This window comes from Variovorax sp. RCC_210 (genome assembly GCF_041355175.1).
Classification (GTDB): Bacteria; Pseudomonadota; Gammaproteobacteria; order Burkholderiales; family Burkholderiaceae_C; genus Variovorax.
Genome location: NZ_JBFUPJ010000024.1, coordinates 56,384 through 80,228, shown reverse-complemented (window position 1 = coordinate 80,228; position 23,845 = coordinate 56,384). Strand labels below are relative to the sequence as shown.

Sequence of the window (23,845 nt, the reverse complement as noted above, 5' to 3'; positions counted from 1 at the left end):
CCAATACCGCCTATTGAAAAACCAAACTCGCACCGCCGCTTGCGGATTGGAGAAGTCCCGGTAAAAGGAGGAGGCCGAAGGCCGGGGGACATTCGAGAAAAGGGCTACCCCGCCGGCGTGATCGCGCCCCGAACAACGCCCGACACAAGCAGCCAGCCTCATTTCAGTGCGAGTGACCGTGATGGTCATGACCGTGCGAATGGTCATGGTCATCGAGCAGTTCAGGCGCAAGCACCAGCGGCTTCGGTCCCTTGCTGCTGCCGTGCGAATGATCGTGGTTGTGGCCGTGATCGTGCGCGTGATCATGGCCATGTCCGCCGCCATGCGATCCATAAGCGCCGCCCTCGGGCTCGAAGGCTTCGTCGACGGCCACCACGATCAGGTGCATCGAACGCAGCATGTCGGCCAGCACATGGTCGGGCTCGATCTTCAGGTGGTCGGGCTTGAGCTCGATGGGCACATGCCGGTTGCCCAGGTGATAGGCCGCGCGCGTCAGGTCGAAAGGCGTGCCGTGGGCCGTGCAATGGGTGATGCGCAACACCGGCTGCGGCGCCGCGATCACGCGCACCAGCGAACCGTCTTCCGCCACCAGCACATCGCCACCCCGCACCGCAGTGCCGCGCGGCAGGAACACACCGATCTGGCGACCCTGCGAATCGGTAGCGTCGAAGCGGCTTTTCTGGCGGACGTCCCAGTCGAGCTCGATGGTGGCGGCGCGCTTGAGCAACACGGGCGCGAGGCCGCGGCCCTGGGGCATGAGTTTGTTGGCGGTGAGCATGGTGCGAAGGGAGCGCCGCGGGGGGCGCTCGTTGACTGGATGAATACCCTCGAGGATACGCAGCCTGTCAAGCAGGCGCTTGTCCTCGCGTCAGAACAGGAAATACCGCTGCGCCATCGGCAGCAGCTTCGCCGGCTCGCAGGTCAGCAGGTGCCCGTCGGCGCGCACGGCGTACGTTTGCGCGTCGATTTCCATCTTCGGCGTATAGCCGTTGTGCACCATGTGCTGCTTGCGCACGCCGCGAATGTTCTTCACCGCGCTCAGCTGCTTGCTCAGGCCGTAGCGCTCCTTGATGCCCGAGGCCAGGCCGGCCTGCGACACGAAAGTGAGCGAGCTCCTGGCCAGCGAGCCGCCGTAGGCGCCGAACATCTGGCGGAAGTGCACCGGCTGCGGCGTGGGAATCGATGCGTTCGGGTCGCCCATGGCGGCCATGGCGATGGTGCCGCCCTTCAAAATGGTGAAGGGCTTCACGCCGAAGAAGGCCGGCTTCCAGATCACGATGTCGGCCCACTTGCCGACCTCCAGCGAACCCACCTCGTGCGCGATGCCGTGCGCAATGGCGGGGTTGATCGTGTACTTGGCCACGAAGCGCTTCGCGCGGAAGTTGTCGTTGCGCTCGTTGTCCTCGGGCAGCTTGCCGCGCTGCAGCTTCATCTTGTGCGCGGTCTGCCAGGTGCGGATGATGACCTCGCCGACGCGTCCCATGGCCTGGCTGTCGGAGCTGAACATGCTGATGGCGCCCAGGTCGTGCAGCACGTCTTCGGCGGCAATGGTTTCCTTGCGGATGCGCGACTCGGCAAAGGCCAGGTCTTCCGCGATGCCGGCGTCCAGGTGGTGGCACACCATGAGCATGTCGACGTGCTCGTCGAGCGTGTTCACGGTGTAGGGCATCGTGGGGTTGGTCGACGACGGCAGGAAGTTACCCTCGCCCACCACCCGCAGAATGTCCGGCGCATGCCCGCCGCCCGCCCCCTCCGTGTGAAAGGCGCAGATGGCGCGCCCGCCCACGGCGGCGATGGTGTTCTCCACGAAACCCGACTCGTTGAGCGTGTCGCTGTGGATGGCCACCTGCGTGTCGGTGGCGTCGGCCACGTCCAGGCAGTTGCTGATGGCCGCGGGCGTGGTGCCCCAGTCTTCATGCAGCTTCAGGCCGATGACGCCGGCGTCGATCTGCTCGTGCAGCGCATCGGGCAGGCTGGCGTTGCCCTTGCCCAGGAAGCCCAGGTTCATGGGAAACGCATCGGCCGCCTGCAGCATGCGCTCGATGTGCCAGGGGCCGGGCGTGGCCGTGGTGGCGAAAGTGCCGGTGGCCGGGCCGGTGCCGCCGCCCAGCATGGTGGTCACGCCGGACGACAGCGCCTCTTCGATCTGCTGCGGGCAGATGAAGTGGATGTGGCTGTCGATGCCGCCGGCGGTGACGATGTTGCCCTCGCAACTGATGATCTCGGTGCCCGGGCCGATGACGATGTCCACGCCCGGCTGCACGTCGGGGTTGCCGGCCTTGCCGATGGCCACGATGCGCCCGCCCTTCAGGCCGATGTCGGCCTTCACGATGCCCCAGTGGTCCAGGATGAGCGCGTTGGTCAGCACCGTGTCGACGGCGCCGCCGGCGGTCGGGCCGCTGCCCGTGCCGTCGCGCGTGCGCTGCGACTGCGCCATGCCGTCGCGAATGGTCTTGCCGCCGCCGAACTTCACCTCTTCGCCGTAGCCGCCGGCGCGCAGGGTGTAGTCGGCCTCGACCTCGATCAGCAGGTCGGTGTCCGCCAGGCGAACGCGGTCGCCCACGGTGGGGCCGAAGATTTCGGCGTAGGCACGCCTTGAAATGGTGGCCATCAGAGCTTTCCTTGAACGAGGCCGCGAAAGCCGTAGACGACGCGGTCGCCCGAAAAATCGACCAGCTCGACGGTGCGCTGCTGCCCCGGCTCGAAGCGCACGGCGGCGCCCGAGGCGATGTTCAGCCGCATGCCGCGCGCGGCCTCGCGGTCGAAGCCGAGCGCGCCGTTGGTCTCGGCGAAGTGGTAGTGCGAGCCGACCTGGATGGGGCGGTCGGCGGTGTTCTGCACCACCAGCGTGAGGGTGCGGCGGCCGGGGTTGAGCGTGTGCTCGCCGTCGTCGGTGAGGAGTTCGCCGGGCGTCATGGCCGGCCTCAGATCGCTTGCGCGAGCAGCGTGGCGCCCAGGCCGACCACCGCGGCACCCGCCACGCGCGGCAGCCATGCGTTGGCATGGCGCAGCGACCAGCCCAGCGCGATGCCGGCCCCGTGCAGCAGCACCGTCGCGCCGACCATACCGGCCAGCGTGAGGGCCGCGCCGTCTTCATTCGCCAGCTCGTGGCCATGCGCCACGCCGTGGAACACCGCGAAGGCGCCCACCACCGCCATCGCCACGCCGGCCGGCAGGTGCACGCGCGTGGCCACCAGCAGGCCCAGCACCAGCAGCGAGGCCGCGATCATCGGTTCGACCGCCGGCAGCTGCACGCCGGCCAGGCCCATCAGCGCGCCCACCAGCAGCATGCCGGCGAAGGCCAGCGGCGCCCAGAGCAGGTCGGGCCAGGCGCGGCGCGCGGACAGGGCGCTCCAGAAACCGACCGCGACCATGGCGGCCAGGTGGTCGGCACCGGTCAGCGGGTGCAGAAAGCCGGTGCTGAAGCCGTGGTGCATGCCGCCGTCGACGCCGACGTGGGCGCTGGCGGCCAGCGGCAGCAGCAGGGTGGCGAGCAGGGTGGCAAGCAGGGGGAAGGACTTGGCGAAGCGCATGAAAAAGGTCTTTCTTCTTGTCGGGAGAGGTTCAGACGATGGGCTGGTGCACGGTCACGAGCTTGGTGCCGTCGGGGAAGGTGGCTTCGACCTGGATGTCCGGAATCATCTCGGCGATGCCGTCCATGACGTCGGCGCGGGTGAGCACGGCGCGCCCGTCGCTCATGAGCTCGGCCACGCTCTTGCCGTCGCGGGCGCCTTCCATCACGGCGGCGGAAATCAGCGCGATGGCTTCGGGATAGTTGAGCTTCAGGCCGCGGGCCTTGCGGCGTTCGGCCAGCAACGCCGCGGTGAAGATCAGCAGCTTGTCTTTTTCGCGCGGGGTCAGTTCCATGGGATCGGCATCGGGTGGCTGGAGGAGGCGGCCATTATGGGGAAGACGGCTTCTTTGCAACAGTCGTGCCCTGTTCGCCAAAAGCCGTACAGGTGGCATGAAAGATGCACCTTTTCGGTGTGAGTACCGACGCCCCGCCCCTTCCTCCCGACGACGCTCCGCAGCGCATCGTCAAGGTACGGCGCGACTACAACAGCTGGGTGGCCAGCGAAACGCTCGAGGACTACGCCCTGCGCTACACGCCGCAGCGCTTTCGCAAGTGGTCCGAATGGCGGGTGGCCAACACGGCCTTCGGCGCGGCGTCGTTCCTGATCCTGGAGGCGGTGGGCGCCACGCTGCTGGTGCAGTACGGCTTCGCCAACGCCTTCTGGGCGATCCTGGCAACGGGGCTCATCATCTTCCTGGCGGGCCTGCCCATCAGCGTGTACGCGGCGCGCTACGGGGTGGACATGGACCTGCTCACGCGCGGCGCCGGCTTCGGCTACATCGGCTCCACGCTCACCTCGCTGATCTACGCGAGCTTCACCTTCATCTTCTTCGCGCTCGAGGCGGCGGTGATGGCCTACGCGCTGGAGCTGGCGCTGGGCATTCCGCCGGTGTGGGGCTACCTGGTGTGCGCGCTGGTGGTGATTCCGCTGGTCACGCACGGGGTGTCGGCCATCAGCCGGTTGCAGCTGTGGACGCAGCCGCTGTGGCTGCTGATGCTGGTGGTGCCCTTCGGCTATGTGCTGGTGCGCGATCCTGGTGCGTTTGCGGGCATCACGCACTACAACGGTGTCAGGGCCGGCACACAGGGCTTCAATCTGCACCTGTTTGGCGCAGCCCTGACGGTCGGCATTGCGCTGATCACGCAGATGGGCGAGCAGGCCGACTACCTGCGCTTCATGCCCGCGCGCACCGCCGGCACCGCGCGCCGCTGGTGGGCCGGCGTGCTGGCCGGCGGGCCGGGCTGGGTGGTGCTGGGGGTCTGCAAGATGCTGGGCGGGGCGCTGCTGGCGTACCTGGCGCTCACGCACATGGTGCCGGCCGACCGCGCGGTCGACCCCAACCAGATGTACCTGGCGGCCTACGAATACGTGTTTCCCAACTACGGCTGGGCGGTGGCGGCCACGGCGTTGTTCGTGGTGATCTCGCAGCTGAAGATCAACGTGACCAACGCCTACGCCGGCTCGCTGGCGTGGAGCAACTTCTTCTCGCGCGTGGCGCACAGCCACCCGGGGCGCGTGGTGTGGGTGGTGTTCAACGCGCTCATCGCCTTCATGCTGATGGAGATGAACGTGTTCGAGGCGCTGGGCGACGTGCTGGGCCTGTTCGCCAACATCGCCATCGCCTGGATGATGGCGGTGGTGGCCGACCTGGTCATCAACAAGCCGCTGGGCCTGTCGCCACCGGGCATCGAGTTCAAGCGCGCGCACCTGTGGGACATCAACCCGGTGGGTGTGGGCGCGATGGCGCTGGCCTCGGTGCTGTCGATCACGGCGCACCTGGGGGTGTTCGGGCCGCTGGCGCAGGCGTTTTCGGCGCTCATCGCGCTGGGCACGGCGCTGGTGGCCTCGCCGCTCCTGGCCTGGGCCACCGGCGGCAAGTACTACCTGGCGCGCGGCTCCGACGAGGCGCACGGTGCGGTGGCCTTCGCGCCCGCCGAAGGCCCGCGCGCGGTGCGCTGGGCACGGGTGGAAACCGGCAGCTACCAGCGCCTGAAGGTGCAGCACTGCGTGATCTGCGAGCGCGAGTACGAAGGCCCCGACATGGCCCACTGCCCGGCCTACCAGGGCGCGATCTGCTCGCTGTGCTGCACGCTGGACGCGCGCTGCGGCGACCTGTGCAAGCCGCACGCGAGCCTGTCGTCGCAGTGGTCGGCGGTGCTGCGCTGGCTGCTGCCGCGGCGCAGCTGGCGCTACCTGGACACGGGGCTGGGCCACTTCCTGCTGCTGATGCTGGTCATCGTGCCGCTGCTGGCGGTGGTGTTCGGCGTGCTCTACCAGCAGGAGCTCCGCGCCTTCGGCGAGGGGGCGCTGGAGCTCGCCTCGCAGGCCGATGTGGCCGCGGCGCTGGCGGGGGTGCAGAAGCTGTCGCTGCGCTCGGGCTTCCTGAAGGCCTACATGGCGCTGCTGGTCATCGCGGGCATCGTGGCGTGGTGGCTGGTGCTGGCGCACCAGAGCCGCAAGGTGGCGCAAGAAGAATCGAACCGCCAGACGCACCTGCTGGTGCGCGAGATTGAGCTGCACCGCGAGACCGACCGCGCGCTGCAGGCCGCCAAGCAGACGGCCGACGAGGCACGCGAGATCGCGGAGCACGCCAAGCTCGCGGCCGAACAAGCCAAGCTCGCCGCCGAGCAGGCCAAGCAGGCCGCCGACCAGGCCAACCAGGCCAAGAGCCGCTACATCAGCGCCATCAGCCACGAGCTGCGCACGCCGCTCAACAGCATCCTGGGCTACGCGCAGCTCATGGGCGAAGACCACTCGGTGCCGCCGCACCGGCAGCAGGCCGTGGCCGTCATCAAGCGCGGCGGCGAGCACCTGCTGTCGCTCATCGAGGGCACGCTGGCCATCGCGCACATCGAGGCCGGCAAGCTCACGCTGCACGCGCAGCCGATGCGCTTCGCCGACACGCTGCGCGAGCTGGCCGACATGTTCGAGCTGCAGGCGGCGGAGAAGGGGCTGCAGTTTCGCTTCGAGGCGGCCGGCTCGCTGCCCGAGGTGGTGCGCGCGGACGAGAAGCGGGTGCTGCAGATCCTCATCAACCTGCTGGGCAACGCGATCAAGTTCACGGCGGCGGGGCAGGTCACGCTGCGGCTGGCGTATGCGCGCGAGTTCGCGTCGGTGGAAATCGAGGACACCGGGCCGGGCATGCCGGCCGAGGACATAGCGCGCATCTTCGAACCCTTTGCGCGCGGCAATTCGGCGGGCGCGTCGGCCGCGCCGGGCGCGGGGCTCGGCCTGACCATCGCCAAGATGCTGACCGACCTGATGGGCGGCGAGATGAAGGTCAGCAGCACGCCGGGCGTGGGCTCGCTCTTCTGTGTGCGGCTGTTCTTGCCGCGCGTGCACGACACGGTGCTCGGCGCCGCGCGGCCGGCGCCGGCGCAGCGCACGCGGCGCGGCTATGAAGGCCCGCGACGCCGCCTGCTGGTGGTCGACAACGAGGAGGCCGACCGCGACCTGCTGGGCCACGTGCTCGCGCCGCTGGGTTTCGAGCTGCGCAGCGCGGCCAGCGGGCACGACGCGCTGGACCTGATTGCCGCCGGCTACCGGCCCGACGCGATGTTCGTCGATCTCGCGATGCCGGGCATCGACGGCTGGGAAACCATTCGCCGCGCGCGCAGGCTGGGGCTGACCGAGGCCGCGGTGGCCATCGTGTCGGCCAATGCCTTCGACAAGGGGCTGGACAACGACGTGGCCATTGCGCCGGAAGATTTCTTCGTCAAGCCGGTGAGGCACAGCGAACTGCTCGACTGGCTCGGGCGCCGGCTTGGCCTGCAATGGACCGACACCGCCGCCAAGGCCGTGCCGGTGGCTCCGCGCACGTTGCAGGCGCCTACGCTGGCGCGCCTGCGCGCGCTGGAAGAGGCGGTCAGCCTGGGCTACTTTCGCGGCATCATGAACCAGCTCGACGCCATCGACGCGGCGCAGCCCGAATGCGCGGGCTGGAGCGAAACGCAGCGCGTGCTGGCGCGCCAGTTCCAGTTCGAAGCCATGAGCCGCGCGCTCGCCGAAGCCGTTGAAAGCGCCGCATGACACAGACGCCTCCCCACGCCATCGATCCGCACGCCGCCAGCCCCTCGCCCCTGGCGCGCACGCTGCGCGAGCAGCAGGGCGCCAACAGCGACCTGGTGCTGATCGTCGACGACGTGCCCGACAACCTGGCCGTGCTGCACGACGCGCTCGACGAGTCGGGCTACACCGTGCTCATCGCCACCAACGGCGAGCAGGCGCTGCAGCGCGCGGCGCAGGCGCGGCCCGACATCGTGCTGCTCGACGCGATGATGCCGGGCATCGACGGCTTCGAGGTGGCGCGCCGGCTGAAGGCCGATGCGGCCACGGCGCACATCCCCATCGTGTTCATGACGGGGCTCACCGAAACCGAACACCTGGTCGCGGCGCTGGAGGCCGGCGGTGTCGACTACGTCACCAAGCCCATCAAGCCCAAGGAAGTGCTGGCGCGCATGAACGTGCACCTGCAAGGCGCGCGCCGCGCGCGGCAGGACGCGCGCCAGGCCGGCCAGGCGCGCAACGCGCTCGACGCCTTCGGCTACGCGAGCATCACCGTGCGCCTGCCCGAGGGGCGGTTGATCTGGCAGACGGCGCTGGCGCGCGACCTGCTGCAGCGCTACTGCGAAACGCGCGCCCCCGAGACCCCGCCCGCCGTGCTCGAGTGGCTGCGCAAGCACACGCCCGATGCACGCCAGCGCGGCATCGAGCCGCCGGCGCTCTCCATTGCGCAGGGCGCCGGCAGCCTCACCTTGCGGCTGCACCAGCAGACCAGCAGCGACGACGACGGCGACGAGTGGATGATCATCATGCGCGAGGTGTCCGACACCGGCGTGATCGAGGCGATGAGCCTGAGCCTGAAGCTCACGGCGCGCGAGGCCGAGGTGCTGTACTGGGTGGTCAAGGGCAAGACCAACAAGGACATCGGCGAGATCCTGGGCAGCAGCCCGGCCACGGCCAAGAAGCACCTGGAGCGGGTGTACGTGAAGCTGGGCGTGGAAACGCGCACCGCCGCGGCCGGCGTGGCCATCAAGCGCATCCGCGAATTGCAGCCGCAGTTCGAGATCTGAAGGCGCACGCGGCGCGGCGGCCCGCCGGGGGCGGCAGCGTCATGGCGCCGACTTTCCGCGTCCCTAGAATGTTTCGAGGGCCCCCGGGACGCGCGCGATGAACAACAACAGGCACACGACAACCATCCGACCGCCATGCGCGGGCGGAATGCTCGCGGCTTGCTGCCTGTTGCTCGCCGCGGGCGCGCACGCGGCGGGCCACTTCGACGTCGACGACGCCAGCACGCTGGACCCCGGCCAGTGCCAGTACGAAACGTGGTGGGGCCGCACGGGCGTGGAGCCCGTCACCGGTTTTCACTTCGGACCCGCCTGCCGCGTCGGGCCGGTCGAGCTGGGGCTGAACTTCGACCGCACGTCGGTGGCCGGCGTGCACGCGGTCACGGGCGGGCCGCAGCTCAAGTGGAACTTCTACGGCCAGGCGCCTGATGCGCCCTTCAGCGCCGCCGTGTCGATGGGCGCGGTGTTCGACCTGAAGCGCGGTGGCAGGGCGGGCGGGCAGTTCGTCGTGCCGGTCACCTGGCGGCCGTTCGACAGCCTGCAGGTGCACGCCAACCTCGGCGCCGACTGGGCCAACGGCACCGGCGCGCGCACCTCGCGCAAGGGCGCGGCCGTTGAGTGGGCGCTGAACGACACGGTGTCGCTGATTGCCGAGCGCAACCGCGCGTCGAACGTATGGACCTCGCGCGTGGGCGGGCGCTTCAGCCTCACGCCGCTGATCAGCGTGGACGTGAGCACCTCGCGCACCGGGCCGCAGGGGGTGCGCGGCTTCGTGGTCGGGCTGAACCACGAGTTCACCTGGAAGTAAAGCCTTGGAACGAGGCTTGGAAGTAAAGCCTTCAAGTAGAGCCTCCGTGTAAAGCTTCTGCCGCACCGCAGATAGCGTGGCGTGCGTTCCACGAACCGGTTTTTTTATCGGCCGGGCGGCCGACCCTGCTGACTTTTATTTCCATTTGCATAAGATTTGGGCACAACCTCCAACGCAAGACCCTGTGACGACATCGCCCGTTCTGGACTTCAAGTTCGCCGTTCCTCCCCCGGATTTCCTCGCGCATCCCTCGGGAAATCCCTTGGGCATGGTGAGGGACCGGACGCCCAGGCCGCAGCGCAACCCGCGGCTTCGCGGGCTGCAGTGCCTGCGCTGCGATGCGCTCTACCCGGTGACGCTGGTGCATGACGGCTGCCCGGCCTGCCGTCGCGCGGGCTTCCACGTGGCCTTGCGCGCCAGCTACCTGCCCGGGAGCGACATCGACAACGAGGGCCACGGCGAGAGTCACGGCGAGGGATACGGCGCGCATGGCATGCCCATGCCCTATACGGCGCCCTTCACGCTCGGCGAGGGGCAGACGCCACTGCAGGACATGCCCGAGCTGGCACAGCGGTTCGGCGTGGCGCGGCTGGCGTTGAAGGACGAGTCGTGCAACCCGACCGGCTCGCACAAGGACCGCATGACGGCGATGGGCGTGTCGCAGGCGCTCGACTTCGACGCCCACACGCTGGTGCTGGCCTCGTCGGGCAACGCCGCGGTGTCGGCGGCGCACTACGCCTGGGCCGCGGGCCTGGGCTGCGAGGTGGCCACCTACGAAGGCATGCCCGCCACGTACACGCGCCAGCTCGACGCGCTGGGCGCTCGGCGCTACGTGTTCGCCGACAACGCAGGCCGCTGGGCCTTCGTGCGCGAGCGCTCGCAGCACCCCGGCTACTTCGCGCTCAGCAACTACCGGCTGCCCGCGCTGGGCAGCGCGCCGCTCGCCATCGAGGGCTACAAGCCCGTGGCGCTCGAGTGCGTGACGCAGGGCGGCCTGCCCGACCACATCGTGATTCCCACCGCGCGCGGCGACCTGGCCTGGGGCATCTACGCGGGCTTTCGCGACCTGCTGGCCGCCGGGCGCATCACGCGACTGCCCAAGTTGTGGCTCGTGGAGCCGTTCCCGAGGTTGTCGCGCGTGTTCGCGGGCGGCGCCATCAACGGCAGCTACCCGGGCCACACCGCGCAGTTTTCCACCGCGGGCGCGACCGTCACCTACCTGCAGTGGCAGGCGGCCACTGCCACGGGCGGCGGCGCGGTGGTGGTGAACGACGACCAGGCGCGCGAGGCGCGCGGGCTGCTCACGGCGGCCGGTGTCAGTGCCGAGCTGTGCGCGGCCGGCGGCTTGGCGGCGCTGGGGCAATTGCGCGAGAGCAACGCCATCGCGCCCGACGACCATGTGGTGCTGATGCTGACCGCGAACGCGGCAAGCGACCCGACCTGGCCCGACCGCTGATCTTTTCCGGCGGCTGGCCGGCGGGCGTCCTGAGCGTTCTGCCCGGCCTTACTTGGCGTCGCTGTAAACAGTGGCGCGCGACACGCCCATGTGCGCCGCCGCAATCTCGGCGCCGCGGCGCACCTCGAGCAATCCGGCCTTCTTCAGTTCCTGCACCAGCTGCTTGCGGTCGGCCGGCTTGAGCGAGCGCGAGGTGGTGGCGCGCGTGGCCGCGAACTCGTCGATGCGCGCGTGGATGCGCTCCGAGTGCGCGCCGCCCGCCTCCAGGTGCTCGTGCACCTCCTTGTCGTCGATGCGCGTGAACTGCGAGATCGCGCCCTGGAAGCTCTGGAACAGCGTGAGGTCGACGTTCAGGCACAGCGCGGCCACGTACTCGCCGCTCTCGTCCTTCACGCCGATGGAGGTGCTCTTGACCTTGCGCCCGTCGGGAAAGGTGTTGGCGTAGTTGGCGATCACGGCGGGGAATTCGGGGTCGCGGATGCGCGCCAGTCCCAGCTCCGTGACCGACTGGCCGACCTCGCGGCCGCTCAGGCTGTTCTCGATGGCGTAGATGGCGTTCTTCGGGTTGCTCAGGTCGTGCACCACCACCTCGCAAAAGGGCGCGAAGGTTTCGCCCAGGCCCTCGGCCAGGTGGCGCAGCGTTTCCAGGACGTGCTTGTTCGACTGCTTTTTCATGCCGCCCAATGTATCCAGCTCTGGACGAAGTATCCAGAATGTACAAAAAGTCTAGTGTTGGATGTATTATCCAAATCTGCACAAATTCATCCAACTTCGTCAGATTCATCCAGGAGCCGCGACATGACCCAGCAAGAACGCGCCCGCTACGTCGATCCCCGCACCGGCAGGCACCACGAACTCTCCGAGCGCCGCTGGCGCTCGGACGACGGCAACCCGATGCTGGTCACGCCGCTGCCCGGCATCGGCCGCGACGACATCGATTCGCGCACGCGCTCGCTGTGGCGTTACCGCGCGGCGCTGCCCGTGGCCATCGAGCGGCCCGCGAGCATGGGCGAGGGTTGCACGCCGCTGGTGCAGAAGCGCTGGGGCGGCATGGAGCCCTACTTCAAGCTGGAATGGTTCAACCCGACCTGCAGTTTCAAGGACCGTGGCGCGGCCGTGATGATGTCCTTCCTGCGCCAGATCGGCGTCGATGCGGTGCTCGAAGACAGCTCGGGCAACGGCGGCGCGGCCATTGCCGCGGCCGGGGCGGCGGCGGGCATGCGCGTGAAGGTGCTGGCGCCCAGCTACACGCCAGCGCCCAAGGTGGCGCAGATCCGGGCCTTCGGCGCCGAGGTGCAACTGGTGCCGGGGCCACGCGAGGAATCCGAGTACGAGGCGGTGCGCCAGTCGGCGTCGATCTTCTATGCGAGCCACAACTGGCACCCGTTCTTTCTGCAGGGCACGAAGACGCTGGCCTACGAGCTGTGGGAAGACCTGGGCTTTGTCGCGCCCGACAACGTGGTGATCCCGACCGGCGCGGGCAGCAACGTGCTCGGTTGCTGGATCGGCTTCAAGGAGCTGCTGGCGGCGGGGCAGATCAGCAAGCTGCCGCGCATCTTCGTGGCGCAGCCGCTGAACTGCTCGCCGATCGACGCGAGCTTCACGGCCGGCGTGGACACGCTGGTGGAGCGCGCCGTGCAGCCGACCATCGCCGAAGGCACGGCGATCAAGCGGCCGGTGCGGCTGCGGGAAATCCTGCAGGCGCTGCGCGAGACCGACGGCAAGACGGTGGCGCTGACCGAAGCGCAGATCAAGGCGGCGGTGCAGCGGCTGGCCGCGAGCGGGCTCTACGCCGAGCCGACTTCCGCGTCCGCCGCGGCGGCGGTCGACGTGCTGGCGCAGCGCGGGGACATCCGGCCGACCGAGACCACGGTGGTCCTGCTGACAGGCACAGGGCTGAAGTCGACGCAGTTCATGACGGAGCTGTTCGGCGCCGCCGCCTGAGCGGCCCCCGTCTTTTGTTCTTTCTATTTACCAGGGCCACGCGATGCGTGTGCCCGAGCCGGTTTCCGTCGCCCGCGCGTGAAGCCGGCGCGCGACGGTCAGGTCCTGCAGCGCGAGGCCGGTCATGTCGAACACGGTGATGTCGCCCGGGGCTCGCTCGAAGGGCGCCTTGCCGCTCAGCAGGTCGCCGAGTTCGAGGCTCGGCGTGTCGGGCGCCCACTGGGTCTCGCCGATCTGCTGCGCCTGCGTGCGGTCGTCCACCACCAGGCGGGCGCGCGACAGCAGGCCGTCGGGCAGTTCGCGCTTGCCCTTGGTGTCGGCGCCCACGCAGTTCAAGTGTGTGCCGGGTTGCACGGCCTCCATTGCGAAGAGCGCGCCGCCGCCGGGGGTGGCGGTGATCACGATGTCGCTCTGCGCGACCGCGGCGTTGCGCTCCGGCGCGGGCGCGATGGTGCAGCGGCCGGCGAACTGCGCCTCGAAGTCGGTGTTGCGCTGGCCATTCGCACTCACGTAACGCACCTCTTTCAGCGTCGGCACCAGCCGCAGCGCGAAGTCGAGCTGGATGCGCGCCTGCACGCCCGTTCCGAACAGGCACAGCCGCGCGCTGCCGGGCCGCGCGAGCTGCTGCAGGCCGAGGCCGCCCGCGGCACCCGTGCGCACGGTGGTCACGGTGTTGCCGTCGATGACGCACAGCGGCCGGCCGGTGGCGGGGTCGATCAGCAGGATGGTCGCCTGGTGCGGCTCGCCGCCGCGCTGCCGGTTGGCGGGCCAGAAGCCGGCAGCCTTGAAGCCGAGCAGGCCCTGTGCCTGCACGTCGCCCGACTTGATGCCGAACACGCCGCCGGTCTTCAGCGGCTCGCGCACGACCGGGAACACGCGGCCCTCGCGGTCGCTGTGCAGCACGAAGGCCTCGCGCACGGCCTGCAGTACGTCGTCGGGGGAGAGGAGGGCGTCGACCTGGTGCTTGTCGAGCAGCAGGAGCGTGGCGTCGGCAGGGGCGTCAGCAAGGGCGTCAGCAGGGGTGTCGGTGGGCCGTGGAGATGATGTCATCTGGAAATATTATCCAAGTCCAGACGAAAAATCAAAGACAACCTTCGGCGTCAGCGGCCCCCGGTGTACAGCTTGATGCGGATCGTCGCCACGTCCCAGCCCTTGTTCTTCAGCCGGGTCACCAGCATCGGCGACAGCTGGCGCAGCTTCGCGGCCGCGGCGCTGCCCTTCACCAGCAGGCACCACACGTCGCCCTCGGCCGGGCCGGGCAGGATGGCCGCGCGCATGGCCGGGGGAATGAGCCCTTCCACGGCTTTCAGCCGCTCCGCGGTGTCGCGGGCACGCGCCATCAGGCTGCCCAGGGTGGGCGAGCCTTCCGCTGCCTGCTGCAGCGAAATCGGGGGGGGCGTGCGGCGATACATGGGTAATCCAGGGGTTAGAAACAAGACAGCTAAAATGCCCGGTTTGCCGGCGTTCGCGCCGGAAAAAAGGCTGCTCGCTTTCAAAACTTGTTTTTGAAGAGGGCGCGCCCAACTGCTTTCACCATATCTTAGGGAATCCGGTCGCAGTGCCTGTCGTCTCAGGTGCCCGCCCATCTCCACCCATGGCAACCAACTTCCTGACCCAGATTTTCGGCAGTCGCAACGATCGGCTGCTCAAGCAGTATCGCAAGACGGTGGAACGCATCAATGCGCTCGAACCCGAGTTCGAGAAGCTCAGCGACGACGGGCTGCGCGCCAAGACGCAGGAGTTCAAGGACCGCATCGCCAAGGGCGAAACCCTGGACGCCCTGCTGCCCGAAGCCTTCGCCACCGTGCGCGAAGGCTCCAAGCGCATCATGAAGATGCGGCATTTCGACGTACAGCTCCTGGGCGGCATGGCGCTGCACAACGGCAAGATCTCCGAAATGCGCACCGGCGAAGGCAAGACCCTGACCGCCACGCTGCCGGTGTACCTGAACGCGCTGTCCGGCAAGGGCGTGCACGTGGTCACGGTGAACGACTACCTGGCCAACCGCGACGCGACCTGGATGGGCCGCCTCTACAACTTCCTGGGTCTCACGGTGGGCATCAACCTGCCGCAGATGCCACGCGAGGAAAAGCAGGCCGCTTACGGCAGCGACATCACGTACGGCACGAACAACGAGTACGGCTTCGACTACCTGCGCGACAACATGGTGTACGAGCCGGGCGACCGGGTGCAGCGCGCGCTGAACTACGCCATCGTCGACGAGGTCGACTCCATCCTGATCGACGAAGCCCGCACGCCGCTGATCATCAGCGGCCAGGCCGAAGACCACACCGACCTCTACCTGGCCATCAACAAGGTGGTGCCCCTGCTGACCAAGCAGGAAGGCGAGGCCGACCCGCGCACCGGCGAAGGCGTCACCGTGCCCGGCGACTTCACGGTCGACGAAAAGACCCACCAGGTGTTCCTGACCGAAGACGGCCACGAGAACGCCGAGCGCATCCTGGGCGAGTTCAAGCTGCTGCCCGAGGGCGCTTCGCTGTACGACCCGGCCAACATCACGCTGATGCATCACCTGAATGCAGCGCTGCGGGCCCGCCACCTCTACCACCGCGACCAGAGCTACGTGGTGCAGCAGGGCGAAGTGGTCATCGTCGACGAGTTCACCGGCCGCCTGATGACGGGCCGCCGCTGGAGCGACGGCCTGCACCAGGCCGTGGAAGCCAAGGAAGGCGTGGAGATCCAGGCCGAGAACCAGACGATGGCCTCGATCACCTTCCAGAACTACTTCCGCCTGTACGGCAAGCTGGCCGGCATGACCGGCACGGCCGACACCGAGGCCTACGAGTTCCAGGAAATCTATGGTCTGGAGACCATGATCATTCCGCCGAACCGCATCAGCAAGCGCGATGACCAGCTCGACCGCGTCTACAAGACGACGCGCGAGAAGTACGAGGCGGCCATCCAGGACATCCGCGAGTGCTACGAGCGCGGCCAGCCGGTGCTGGTGGGCACCTCGTCCATCGAGAACTCCGAAATCATCGACGCGCTGCTCACCAAGGCCGACCTGCCGCACCAGGTGCTCAACGCCAAGCAGCACGCCCGCGAAGCCGATATCGTGGCGCAGGCCGGCCGCACGAAGATGATCACCATCGCGACCAACATGGCCGGCCGCGGTACCGACATCGTGCTGGGTGGCAACATCGAGAAGATGATCGAGGCCATCGAGAACGACGAAGGCCGCGACGACGCCGCCAAGGAAGCCGACATTGCGCTGGTTCGTGCCGAATGGGCCAAGGACCACGAGTTCGTGAAGTCGCTGGGCGGCCTGCGCATCATCGCCACCGAGCGCCACGAGTCGCGCCGCATCGACAACCAGCTGCGCGGCCGTTCGGGCCGCCAGGGCGACCCGGGCTCCTCGCGCTTCTACCTGAGCCTGGACGATCCGCTGATGCGCATCTTCGCGGGCGACCGCGTGAAGGCGATCATGGACCGCCTGAAGATGCCCGACGGCGAGGCCATCGAGGCCGGCATCGTCACGCGCAGCATCGAGAGCGCGCAGCGCAAGGTCGAGGCGCGCAACTTCGACATCCGCAAGCAGCTGCTCGAGTACGACGACGTGTCGAACGACCAGCGCAAGGTGATCTACCAGCAGCGCAACGACATCCTCGACGCGGGCGACCTCACGGCGCAGATCGCGGGCCTGCGCGAAGGCTGCTTCGGCGACCTGGTGCGCCAGTACGTGCCCAGGGAATCGGTCGAGGAGCAGTGGGACCTGGACGGCCTGGAGAAGAGCCTCTTCAACGAGTGGGGCATCGACATGCCGCTCAAGAAGGAAGTGGAAGCCGCCGACGCCATTGCCGACGACGACATCGTCGAGAAGGTGCTGCAACACGCAAACGAGACCTTCGACGCCAAGGTGGCGCTGATCGGCCAGGAGAACTTCACCCAGTTCGAGCGCATGGTGCTGCTGCAGAGCATCGACACCCACTGGCGCGAACACCTGGCCTCGCTCGACTACCTGCGCCAGGGCATCCACCTGCGCGGCTACGCGCAGAAGCAGCCCAAGCAGGAATACAAGCGCGAAGCCTTCGAGCTCTTCGGCCAGCTGCTCGACTCGGTCAAGAACGAGGTCACGCGCCAGTTGATGACGGTGCGCGTGCAGTCGGGCGAACAGCTCGAGGAAGCCGCCGAAGCGCTGGAAAGCCGCGGCGAGAACGTGGCCAACATCACCTACAGCGCCCCCACCGAGACCGGCGAGGTCGAGGTGCGCGTCGACGAGGAAAGCCAGCGCCGCGCGGCAGCCGCCGCGGGCGTCATCAGCGCCGAGGCCGCGGCCTTCGGCCGTGTCGGGCGCAACGATCCGTGCCCTTGCGGCAGTGGCAAGAAATTCAAGCAGTGCCACGGCAAGCTCAGCTGACCCACCCAACTTCCGAAGAGAAATCCCCATGCCTGTGAACCTGTCCGCCCCTGATCCCGCCGCCTTGTTCGCGGTGCCCGGCGTCCGCATCGGCGTGGCCGAAGCGGGCGTGCGCAAGGCCAATCGCAAGGACCTGACGGTCGTGCTGATCGACGAAGGCTCGGCGGTCGGTGGCGTGTTCACGCAGAACCGCTTCTGCGCCGCGCCGGTGCAGGTCTGCCGCGACCACCTGGGCGCGAACTTCGGCATTCGCGCGATGGTGATCAACACCGGCAACGCCAATGCCGGCACCGGCGAAGACGGCCTGATGCGCACGCGCTCCACCTGCATCGCGCTGGCGCGCCACCTGGACATCGCGCCCGAGCAGATCCTGCCGTTCTCCACCGGCGTGATCATGGAGCCGCTGCCCGTGGACCGCATCGAGGCGGGCCTGCCGGCCGCGCTGGCCGACGCATCGGAAAGCCACTGGGCGCGCGCGGCCGAGGGCATCATGACCACCGACACCATCCCCAAGGCGTTCAGCCAGCAGGTGCAGCTCGGCGGTGCCACGGTCACCATCACCGGCATCAGCAAGGGCGCCGGCATGATCCGCCCAAACATGGCGACCATGCTGGGCTTCATGGCCACCGACGCGAAGATCGACCCGTCGCTGATCCAGCCGCTGGCCAGGCTGCTGGCCGATGGCTCGTTCAACCGCGTGACCATCGACGGCGACACCTCGACCAACGACTCGTTCGTGGTCATCGCCACGCAGAAGGCGTCGCACGCCACCATCACCTCGCTCGACTCGGCGGATGGCCAGGCGCTGGTGGCGGCCATGCAGAACGTGGCGCGCCTGCTGGCGCAGGCCATCGTGCGCGATGGCGAAGGCGCGACCAAGTTCATCACCATCCAGGTCGAAGGCGGCAAGAACGCCGCCGAGTGCAAGCAGGTGGGCTATGCCGTGGCGCATTCGCCGCTGGTGAAGACGGCGTTTTTCGCCAGCGACCCGAACCTGGGCCGCATCCTGGCGGCGGTGGGCTATGCGGGCATCGACGACCTCGACCAGACCGGCATCGACCTGTTCCTGGACGATGTGCACGTGGCAGTGAAGGGCGGGCGCAACCCGGCCTACCGCGAGGAAGACGGCCAGCGCGTGATGAAGCAGAGCGAGATCACGGTGCGCATCGGCCTGGGCCGCGGCAACGCCAGCGAAACCGTGTGGACCTGCGACCTGAGCCACGACTACGTGACCATCAACGCCGACTACCGGTCATGAACGAGCAGTTCCAGAAACTGATCGAGCGCGCCGAGCAGCTCATAACCCGCATCGAATCGGTTCTTCCGCAGCCGCTGTCCGCGCCCGCCGACTGGAACGCATCCATCGCCTGGCGCTACCGCCGCCGCAACTCGGGCCACGGCGTGCTCGAGCCGGTGAAGCACGTGGCCGCGATGTCGCTCGATTCGCTGAAGGAAATCGACGTCCAGAAGGAAAAGATCGCGCGCAACACGCAGCAGTTCGTCGAGGGCAAGCCGGCCAACAACGTGCTGCTGACCGGCGCGCGCGGCACGGGCAAGTCGTCGCTCATTCGCGCCTGCCTGCAGACCTACGCGCCGCAGGGCCTGCGCCTGATCGAGGTGGACAAGGCCGAGCTGGTCGACCTGCCCGACATCGTCGAGGTGGTGTCGCAGCGGCCCGAGAAATTCATCGTGTTCAGCGACGACCTGAGCTTCGACGAGGGCGAGCCGGGCTACAAGGCGCTGAAGTCGATCCTCGACGGATCGATCGCGGCGTCCACGCCCAACGTGCTGATCTACGCGACCAGCAACCGGCGCCACCTGCTGCCCGAGTACATGAAGGACAACCTCTCGTACACCCACACCGAGGACGGCGAAGTCCACCCCGGCGAGGTGATCGAGGAAAAGATCTCGCTGTCGGAGCGCTTCGGCCTCTGGGTGAGCTTCTACCCCTTCAGCCAGAACGAATACCTGACGATCGTGGCCCAGTGGCTGTCGTCGTTCGGCGTGACGCCGGCCGCCATCGAGGCCGCGCGGCCCGAGGCGCTGGTGTGGGCGCTGGAGCGCGGCTCGCGCAGCGGGCGCGTGGCCTACCAGTTCGCGCGTGACTACGCAGGGCGTGCGGGGAACGACGCGGGCCTGGGTGCCGGGCAGGGCGCCGCGTGAGCGAGCCGCGCAAGCACACGGAGGTCGCGGTCGGCGTGCTGATTCGCCTGGCCGACGACGCGCTGCTGCTGTCGACCCGGCCCGAAGGCAAGGCCTATGCGGGCTTCTGGGAATTTCCCGGCGGCAAGATCGAGGCGGGCGAAACGGTCGAGGAGGCACTGCGGCGCGAGCTGCACGAAGAGCTCGGCATCACCGTCGAGGGCGCCGAGGTCTGGAAGGTCACCGAGCACGACTACCCGCATGCGCTGGTGCGCCTGCACTGGTGCAAGGTGACGGCGTGGAGCGGCGAATTCGAGATGCGCGAAGGCCAGCAGATGGCGTGGCAGCAACTGCCTCTGGACGTGAACCCGGTGCTCCCGGGCGCGTTCCCGGTGCTGCAGTGGCTGTGCGAGGAGCGTGGGCTGCCCTTCGTGGCGCCGCCCGTCGTCACTCCGGACATCGCGCCGTCCCGCTGACCGACTGATGCACCCCAAGTACCGTCCGGACATCGACGGCCTGCGCGCGATCGCGGTGGGCTCCGTGGTGCTGTACCACGCGTTCCCGAAGGCGCTGCTGGGTGGCTTCGTCGGGGTCGACATCTTCTTCGTGATCTCGGGCTTCCTGATCACGACCATCATCCTGCAGAGCCTCGCGGCGGGCGATTTCAGCTACCGCGACTTCTATGCGCGGCGCATCCGGCGCATCTTTCCGGCGTTGATCGTGGTGCTGCTGACCACGCTGCTGGTCGGCTGGTACATGCTGCTGTCCGACGAGTTCGCCGAGCTCGGCAAGCAGACCGTGGGCGGGGCGGCCTTTGTCGCCAACCTGGTGTTCTGGGGCGAGTCGGGGTACTTCGACACGGCCGCGGAGACCAAGCCGCTGCTGCACCTGTGGTCTCTGGGCATCGAGGAACAGTTCTACATCTTCTGGCCGCTGCTGCTGGGGCTGGCCTGGCGCAAGCGCTGGCCCATCGTGCGGGTGGTGCTGGCGGTGGCCGTCATTTCTTTCCTCGTCAACGTGACCACCGTGCACCCGCTGCCGGCGGCCTCGTTCTACTCGCCGGCCTCCCGCTTCTGGGAGCTGATGGTGGGCGGCATCCTGGCGTGCATGCGGCTGAAGCCCCCGGCACCCAATGTGTGGCGCAGCCACGTGCAATCGGTGCTGGGCGTGGGGCTGATCGTGCTCGGGCTGGTCATGATCCGCAGCAGCAAGGCCTTCCCCGGCTGGTGGGCGCTGCTGCCCACGCTGGGCGCGGTGAGCTGCATCGCCGCCGGCCCGAATGGTGTGCTGAACAAGCACCTGCTGTCGAACCGGGTGATGGTGTGGGTCGGGCTGATCAGCTATCCGCTGTACCTGTGGCACTGGCCGTTGCTGGCGTTCGTGCGCATCCTGGAGGCCGACCCGCTGCACCCGTCGCCGGTGTACCGCGCCTGCGCGATGGTGGCGAGCGTGCTGCTGGCGTGGGGCACCTACCGATTCGTGGAGCGCTTCGCCAGGAATCGCCTCGGCGCCGGCACGCTCAAGCTGCTGGGCGGGGGCATGGTGCTGGTGGCCGTTGCCGGCACCGCGATCTTCTTCGGCGTGCCCGAGCCGCGCAACAGCAGCGCACGGCTGCAGGTCGTGGCCAACGCCACGCTGGACGCCGACTACTACGAGGGCTACAAGCTCGACCAGATCGGCGAACAGCTGATCTACAAGGTCGGCGGCGGCCCGAAGCGGGTGCTGTTCCTGGGCGACAGCCACATTCAGCAGTACGCGCCGCGCGTGATGGAGCTGGCGCGCACCCTGGCCATGCCGGACAAGTCGGCCTGGTTCGCGACCCAGGGCGCATGCCCGGCCGTGCCCGGCGTGCACGCGGACAAGAACATCGGCTGTGCCGAGCGGCGGGACGCCATGCTGGCCTACGCACTGGGACCGCAGGTCGACTCGGTGGTGATCGGCGGCTGCTGGAACTGCTACTTCGTCGGCCAGGGCGCGCTGGCGTACTACTTTCGCGACGCTGACAACAAGGTGCACCCGTTCCAGAACGGCGACGGCATCGAGCGCTCGCTGGCCTCGCTGGAGTACACGCTGCGCGAACTGGCGCGCCACAAGAAGGTTTACCTGCTGCTGGACAACCCGGCCGGTGCGGCGTTCGAGCCCAAGCACCTGATCGAGGGCAGTCGCCTCACGCACATGGAAGCGCTGGCGACGACGCCGACCGCGCCGCTGTCGGCCGACCAGAAGCAACTGAACGACCGGCTGCGCGCCATCGCCGAAGCGGCCGGCGCCGAGCCCATCGACGCGATGGCCGTGCTGTGCAAGGACGGCCAGTGCCTGCGAACGCTGCCCGACGGCGCGCCCGCGTACAAGGATGCCGACCACCTGCGTCCGCGCTTCACGCGGGAAGAGGGCAGCTACTTCGACCGCACGGTGCGCACGGCCCCAGCCACCGCCGCGCCGCAGCCAGCGCGCTGAGCGCACCTACGCGAACGATGCACCCCAAGTACCGTCCGGACATCGACGGCCTGCGCGCGATCGCGGTGGGCTCCGTGGTGCTGTACCACGCGTTCCCGAAGGCGCTGCTGGGCGGCTTTGTCGGAGTCGACATCTTCTTCGTGATCTCGGGCTTCCTGATCACGACCATCATTTTGCAGAGCCTCGCGGCGGGCGATTTCAGCTACCGCGACTTCTATGCGCGGCGCATCCGGCGCATCTTTCCGGCGCTGATCGTGGTGCTGCTGACCACGCTGCTGGTCGGCTGGTACATGCTGCTGTCCGACGAGTTCGCCGAGCTCGGCAAGCAGACCGTGGGCGGGGCGGCCTTTGTCGCCAACCTGGTGTTCTGGGGCGAGTCGGGGTACTTCGACACGGCCGCGGAGACCAAGCCGCTGTTGCACCTATGGTCGCTGGGCATCGAGGAGCAGTTCTACATCTTCTGGCCGCTGCTGCTGGGGCTGGCCTGGCGCAAGCGCTGGCCCATCGTGCGCGTGGTGCTGGCGGTGGCCGTCATTTCTTTCCTCGTCAACGTGACCACCGTGCACCCGCTGCCGGCCGCCTCGTTCTACTCGCCGGCCTCCCGCTTCTGGGAGCTGATGGTGGGCGGCATCCTGGCGTGCATGCGGCTGAAGGCGCCAGCACCCAATGTGTGGCGCAGTCATGTGCAATCGGTGCTGGGCGTGGGGCTGATCGTGCTCGGGCTGGTCATGATCCGCAGCAACAAGGCCTTCCCCGGCTGGTGGGCGCTGCTGCCCACGCTGGGTGCGGTGAGCTGCATTGCCGCCGGCCCGAACGGCGTGCTGAACAAGTACCTGCTGTCGAACCGGGTGATGGTGTGGATCGGGCTCATCAGCTATCCGCTATACCTGTGGCATTGGCCGCTGCTGGCGTTCGTGCGCATCCTGGAGGACGACCCGCTGAACCTGAACCCGTCGTTCGCGCACCGTGCCGGCGCGTTGGTGGCCAGCGTGCTGCTCGCGTGGGCCACGTACCGCTTCGTCGAGCGCCATGCGCGGAACCGTCCCGGTCCGGGCACGCTCAAGGCGCTGGGCGCCGGGATGGCGTTGCTGGCCGCCTTGGGCGCCGTGATCTTCTTCGGCGTGCTGGAGCCGCGCCACAACGGCGCCAGGCTGCAGGTCGTGGCCAACGCCACGTTCGACGCCGACTACTACGGCGGATTCAAGCGCGAGATGATCGGCGACCAGGTGGCCTACAAGGTCGGCGACGGGCCCAAGCGGGTGCTGTTCCTGGGCGACAGCCACATGCAGCAGTACGCCCCGCGCGCGCTGGAAATGGCCCGCACGTCGATGCTGGACAAGGACAAGTCGGCCTGGTTCGTGACCCGGGGCGCATGTCCGGCGGTGCCGGGCGTGCAGGCGGACAAGAACGTCGGCTGCTCCGAGCAGCGCGACGCCATGCTGGCCTACGCGATGCGTCCCGAGGTCGACTCGGTGGTGATCGGCAGCTGCTGGAACTGCTACTTCGTCGACCATGGTGCGCTCGAGTATTACTTCCGCGGCGCCGACAAGCAGGTTCATCCGTTCCAGAACGGCGATGGCATCGAGCGCTCGCTGGCCTCGCTGGAATTCATGCTGCGCGAACTGGCGCGCCAAAAGAAGGTCTACCTCCTGCTCGACAACCCCGGCGGGCCGGAGTTCGAGCCCAAGCACCTGATCGAAGGCGGCCGCCTGACGCACATGGACGCGACAACCTCGACCCCGACGACCCTGCTGCCGCCTGGCCAGAAGCAACTCAACGAGCGGCTGCGCGCCATCGCAGAGGCGAGCGGGGCCGAGCCTATCGACGCGGTGGCGGCACTGTGCAAGGACGACCAGTGCCTGCGCACGATGCCCGACGGGGCGCCCGCCTACAAGGACGCCAACCACTTGCGTCCGCGCTATACGCGGGAAGAGGCGAGCTATTTCGACCGCACCTTGCGCGCCGCGCCGGGCAGCGCCGCGCAACAACCGGCGCGCTGAGCGCCCCCGAAGCGAA

19 protein-coding genes are annotated in these 23,845 nt (G+C 68.3%); 11 read left to right on the top strand and 8 right to left on the bottom strand.

Annotated elements, in window-relative coordinates:
- Nucleotides 1-163: 163 nt before the first annotated feature.
- From ureE to AB6807_RS37860, 5 genes are all read right to left on the bottom strand, one after another.
- Nucleotides 164-778 carry an urease accessory protein UreE gene (gene ureE / locus AB6807_RS37880; protein WP_371088606.1) on the bottom strand — a complete coding sequence of 205 codons (615 nt, stop codon included), beginning with the start codon at nucleotides 776-778 and terminating at the stop codon, nucleotides 164-166.
- A 90-nt stretch (nucleotides 779-868) separates the two neighbouring features.
- Nucleotides 869-2,611, bottom strand: a complete 1,743-nt coding sequence (ureC, locus tag AB6807_RS37875) for an urease subunit alpha (RefSeq protein WP_116909190.1) — start codon at nucleotides 2,609-2,611, stop codon at nucleotides 869-871.
- Nucleotides 2,611-2,916: an urease subunit beta gene (locus AB6807_RS37870; protein WP_116909189.1), complete on the bottom strand. Its 306-nt coding sequence runs from the start codon at nucleotides 2,914-2,916 to the stop codon at nucleotides 2,611-2,613. Before AB6807_RS37870 ends, ureC begins: the two co-directional genes overlap by 1 nt.
- Before the next feature lie 8 nt (nucleotides 2,917-2,924).
- Nucleotides 2,925-3,533, bottom strand: coding sequence for a HupE/UreJ family protein (locus AB6807_RS37865; RefSeq protein ID WP_371088605.1), 609 nt, complete (start codon nucleotides 3,531-3,533; stop codon nucleotides 2,925-2,927).
- Nucleotides 3,534-3,564: 31 nt separating this feature from the next.
- Complete coding sequence (locus AB6807_RS37860; RefSeq protein ID WP_116909187.1) at nucleotides 3,565-3,867, bottom strand: urease subunit gamma; 303 nt, start codon at nucleotides 3,865-3,867, stop codon at nucleotides 3,565-3,567.
- A 104-nt stretch (nucleotides 3,868-3,971) separates the two neighbouring features.
- Here AB6807_RS37860 and AB6807_RS37855 point away from each other — a divergent pair, with 104 nt between their 5' ends.
- The 4 genes from AB6807_RS37855 (at nucleotide 3,972) to AB6807_RS37840 (ending at nucleotide 10,908) form a co-directional block, all read left to right on the top strand.
- The gene (locus tag AB6807_RS37855) at nucleotides 3,972-7,604 is read left to right on the top strand and encodes an ATP-binding protein (RefSeq protein WP_371088604.1); all 3,633 of its coding nucleotides are present in this window, start codon (nucleotides 3,972-3,974) and stop codon (nucleotides 7,602-7,604) included.
- Entirely contained in the window at nucleotides 7,601-8,647 is a 1,047-nt protein-coding gene (locus tag AB6807_RS37850; RefSeq protein ID WP_371088603.1) for a response regulator, read from the top strand. The genes AB6807_RS37855 and AB6807_RS37850 overlap by 4 nt, the downstream gene beginning before the upstream one ends.
- A gap of 148 nt (nucleotides 8,648-8,795) precedes the next feature.
- Nucleotides 8,796-9,452, top strand: a complete 657-nt coding sequence (locus tag AB6807_RS37845; protein ID WP_371088602.1) for a hypothetical protein — start codon at nucleotides 8,796-8,798, stop codon at nucleotides 9,450-9,452.
- Between the two features lie 268 nt (nucleotides 9,453-9,720).
- Entirely contained in the window at nucleotides 9,721-10,908 is a 1,188-nt protein-coding gene (locus AB6807_RS37840) for a pyridoxal-phosphate dependent enzyme (RefSeq protein WP_371088601.1), read from the top strand.
- 48 nt (nucleotides 10,909-10,956) lie between these two features.
- On the opposite strand, the gene AB6807_RS37835 is transcribed toward AB6807_RS37840, so the two are convergent.
- On the bottom strand, nucleotides 10,957-11,583 hold the full coding sequence (locus tag AB6807_RS37835; protein ID WP_371088600.1) for a transcriptional regulator: 627 nt from the start codon (nucleotides 11,581-11,583) through the stop codon (nucleotides 10,957-10,959).
- A gap of 123 nt (nucleotides 11,584-11,706) precedes the next feature.
- Between AB6807_RS37835 and AB6807_RS37830 the strand changes: the two genes are divergently transcribed.
- Entirely contained in the window at nucleotides 11,707-12,852 is a 1,146-nt protein-coding gene (locus AB6807_RS37830) for a pyridoxal-phosphate dependent enzyme (RefSeq protein ID WP_371088599.1), read from the top strand.
- A 27-nt stretch (nucleotides 12,853-12,879) separates the two neighbouring features.
- Here AB6807_RS37830 and AB6807_RS37825 read toward each other — a convergent pair whose 3' ends face one another.
- Entirely contained in the window at nucleotides 12,880-13,902 is a 1,023-nt protein-coding gene (locus AB6807_RS37825) for an ornithine cyclodeaminase family protein (RefSeq protein ID WP_371088598.1), read from the bottom strand.
- A gap of 50 nt (nucleotides 13,903-13,952) precedes the next feature.
- Complete coding sequence (locus AB6807_RS37820; protein WP_116909180.1) at nucleotides 13,953-14,264, bottom strand: hypothetical protein; 312 nt, start codon at nucleotides 14,262-14,264, stop codon at nucleotides 13,953-13,955.
- 182 nt (nucleotides 14,265-14,446) lie between these two features.
- Between AB6807_RS37820 and secA the strand changes: the two genes are divergently transcribed.
- The 6 genes from secA to AB6807_RS37790 are packed head-to-tail and all read left to right on the top strand — an operon-like array spanning nucleotide 14,447 to nucleotide 23,829.
- Nucleotides 14,447-17,230 carry a preprotein translocase subunit SecA gene (secA, locus tag AB6807_RS37815; RefSeq protein WP_116909179.1) on the top strand — a complete coding sequence of 928 codons (2,784 nt, stop codon included), beginning with the start codon at nucleotides 14,447-14,449 and terminating at the stop codon, nucleotides 17,228-17,230.
- 28 nt (nucleotides 17,231-17,258) lie between these two features.
- Nucleotides 17,259-18,488, top strand: coding sequence for a bifunctional glutamate N-acetyltransferase/amino-acid acetyltransferase ArgJ (gene argJ / locus AB6807_RS37810; RefSeq protein WP_371088597.1), 1,230 nt, complete (start codon nucleotides 17,259-17,261; stop codon nucleotides 18,486-18,488).
- Nucleotides 18,485-19,393: an ATP-binding protein gene (locus AB6807_RS37805; protein WP_371088596.1), complete on the top strand. Its 909-nt coding sequence runs from the start codon at nucleotides 18,485-18,487 to the stop codon at nucleotides 19,391-19,393. The genes argJ and AB6807_RS37805 overlap by 4 nt, the downstream gene beginning before the upstream one ends.
- Entirely contained in the window at nucleotides 19,390-19,848 is a 459-nt protein-coding gene (locus AB6807_RS37800; protein WP_371088595.1) for an NUDIX domain-containing protein, read from the top strand. The genes AB6807_RS37805 and AB6807_RS37800 overlap by 4 nt, the downstream gene beginning before the upstream one ends.
- A 7-nt stretch (nucleotides 19,849-19,855) precedes the next feature.
- Complete coding sequence (locus tag AB6807_RS37795; protein WP_371088594.1) at nucleotides 19,856-21,829, top strand: acyltransferase family protein; 1,974 nt, start codon at nucleotides 19,856-19,858, stop codon at nucleotides 21,827-21,829.
- Nucleotides 21,830-21,846: 17 nt separating this feature from the next.
- The gene (locus tag AB6807_RS37790; RefSeq protein ID WP_371088593.1) at nucleotides 21,847-23,829 is read left to right on the top strand and encodes an acyltransferase family protein; all 1,983 of its coding nucleotides are present in this window, start codon (nucleotides 21,847-21,849) and stop codon (nucleotides 23,827-23,829) included.
- Nucleotides 23,830-23,845 lie beyond the last annotated feature (16 nt).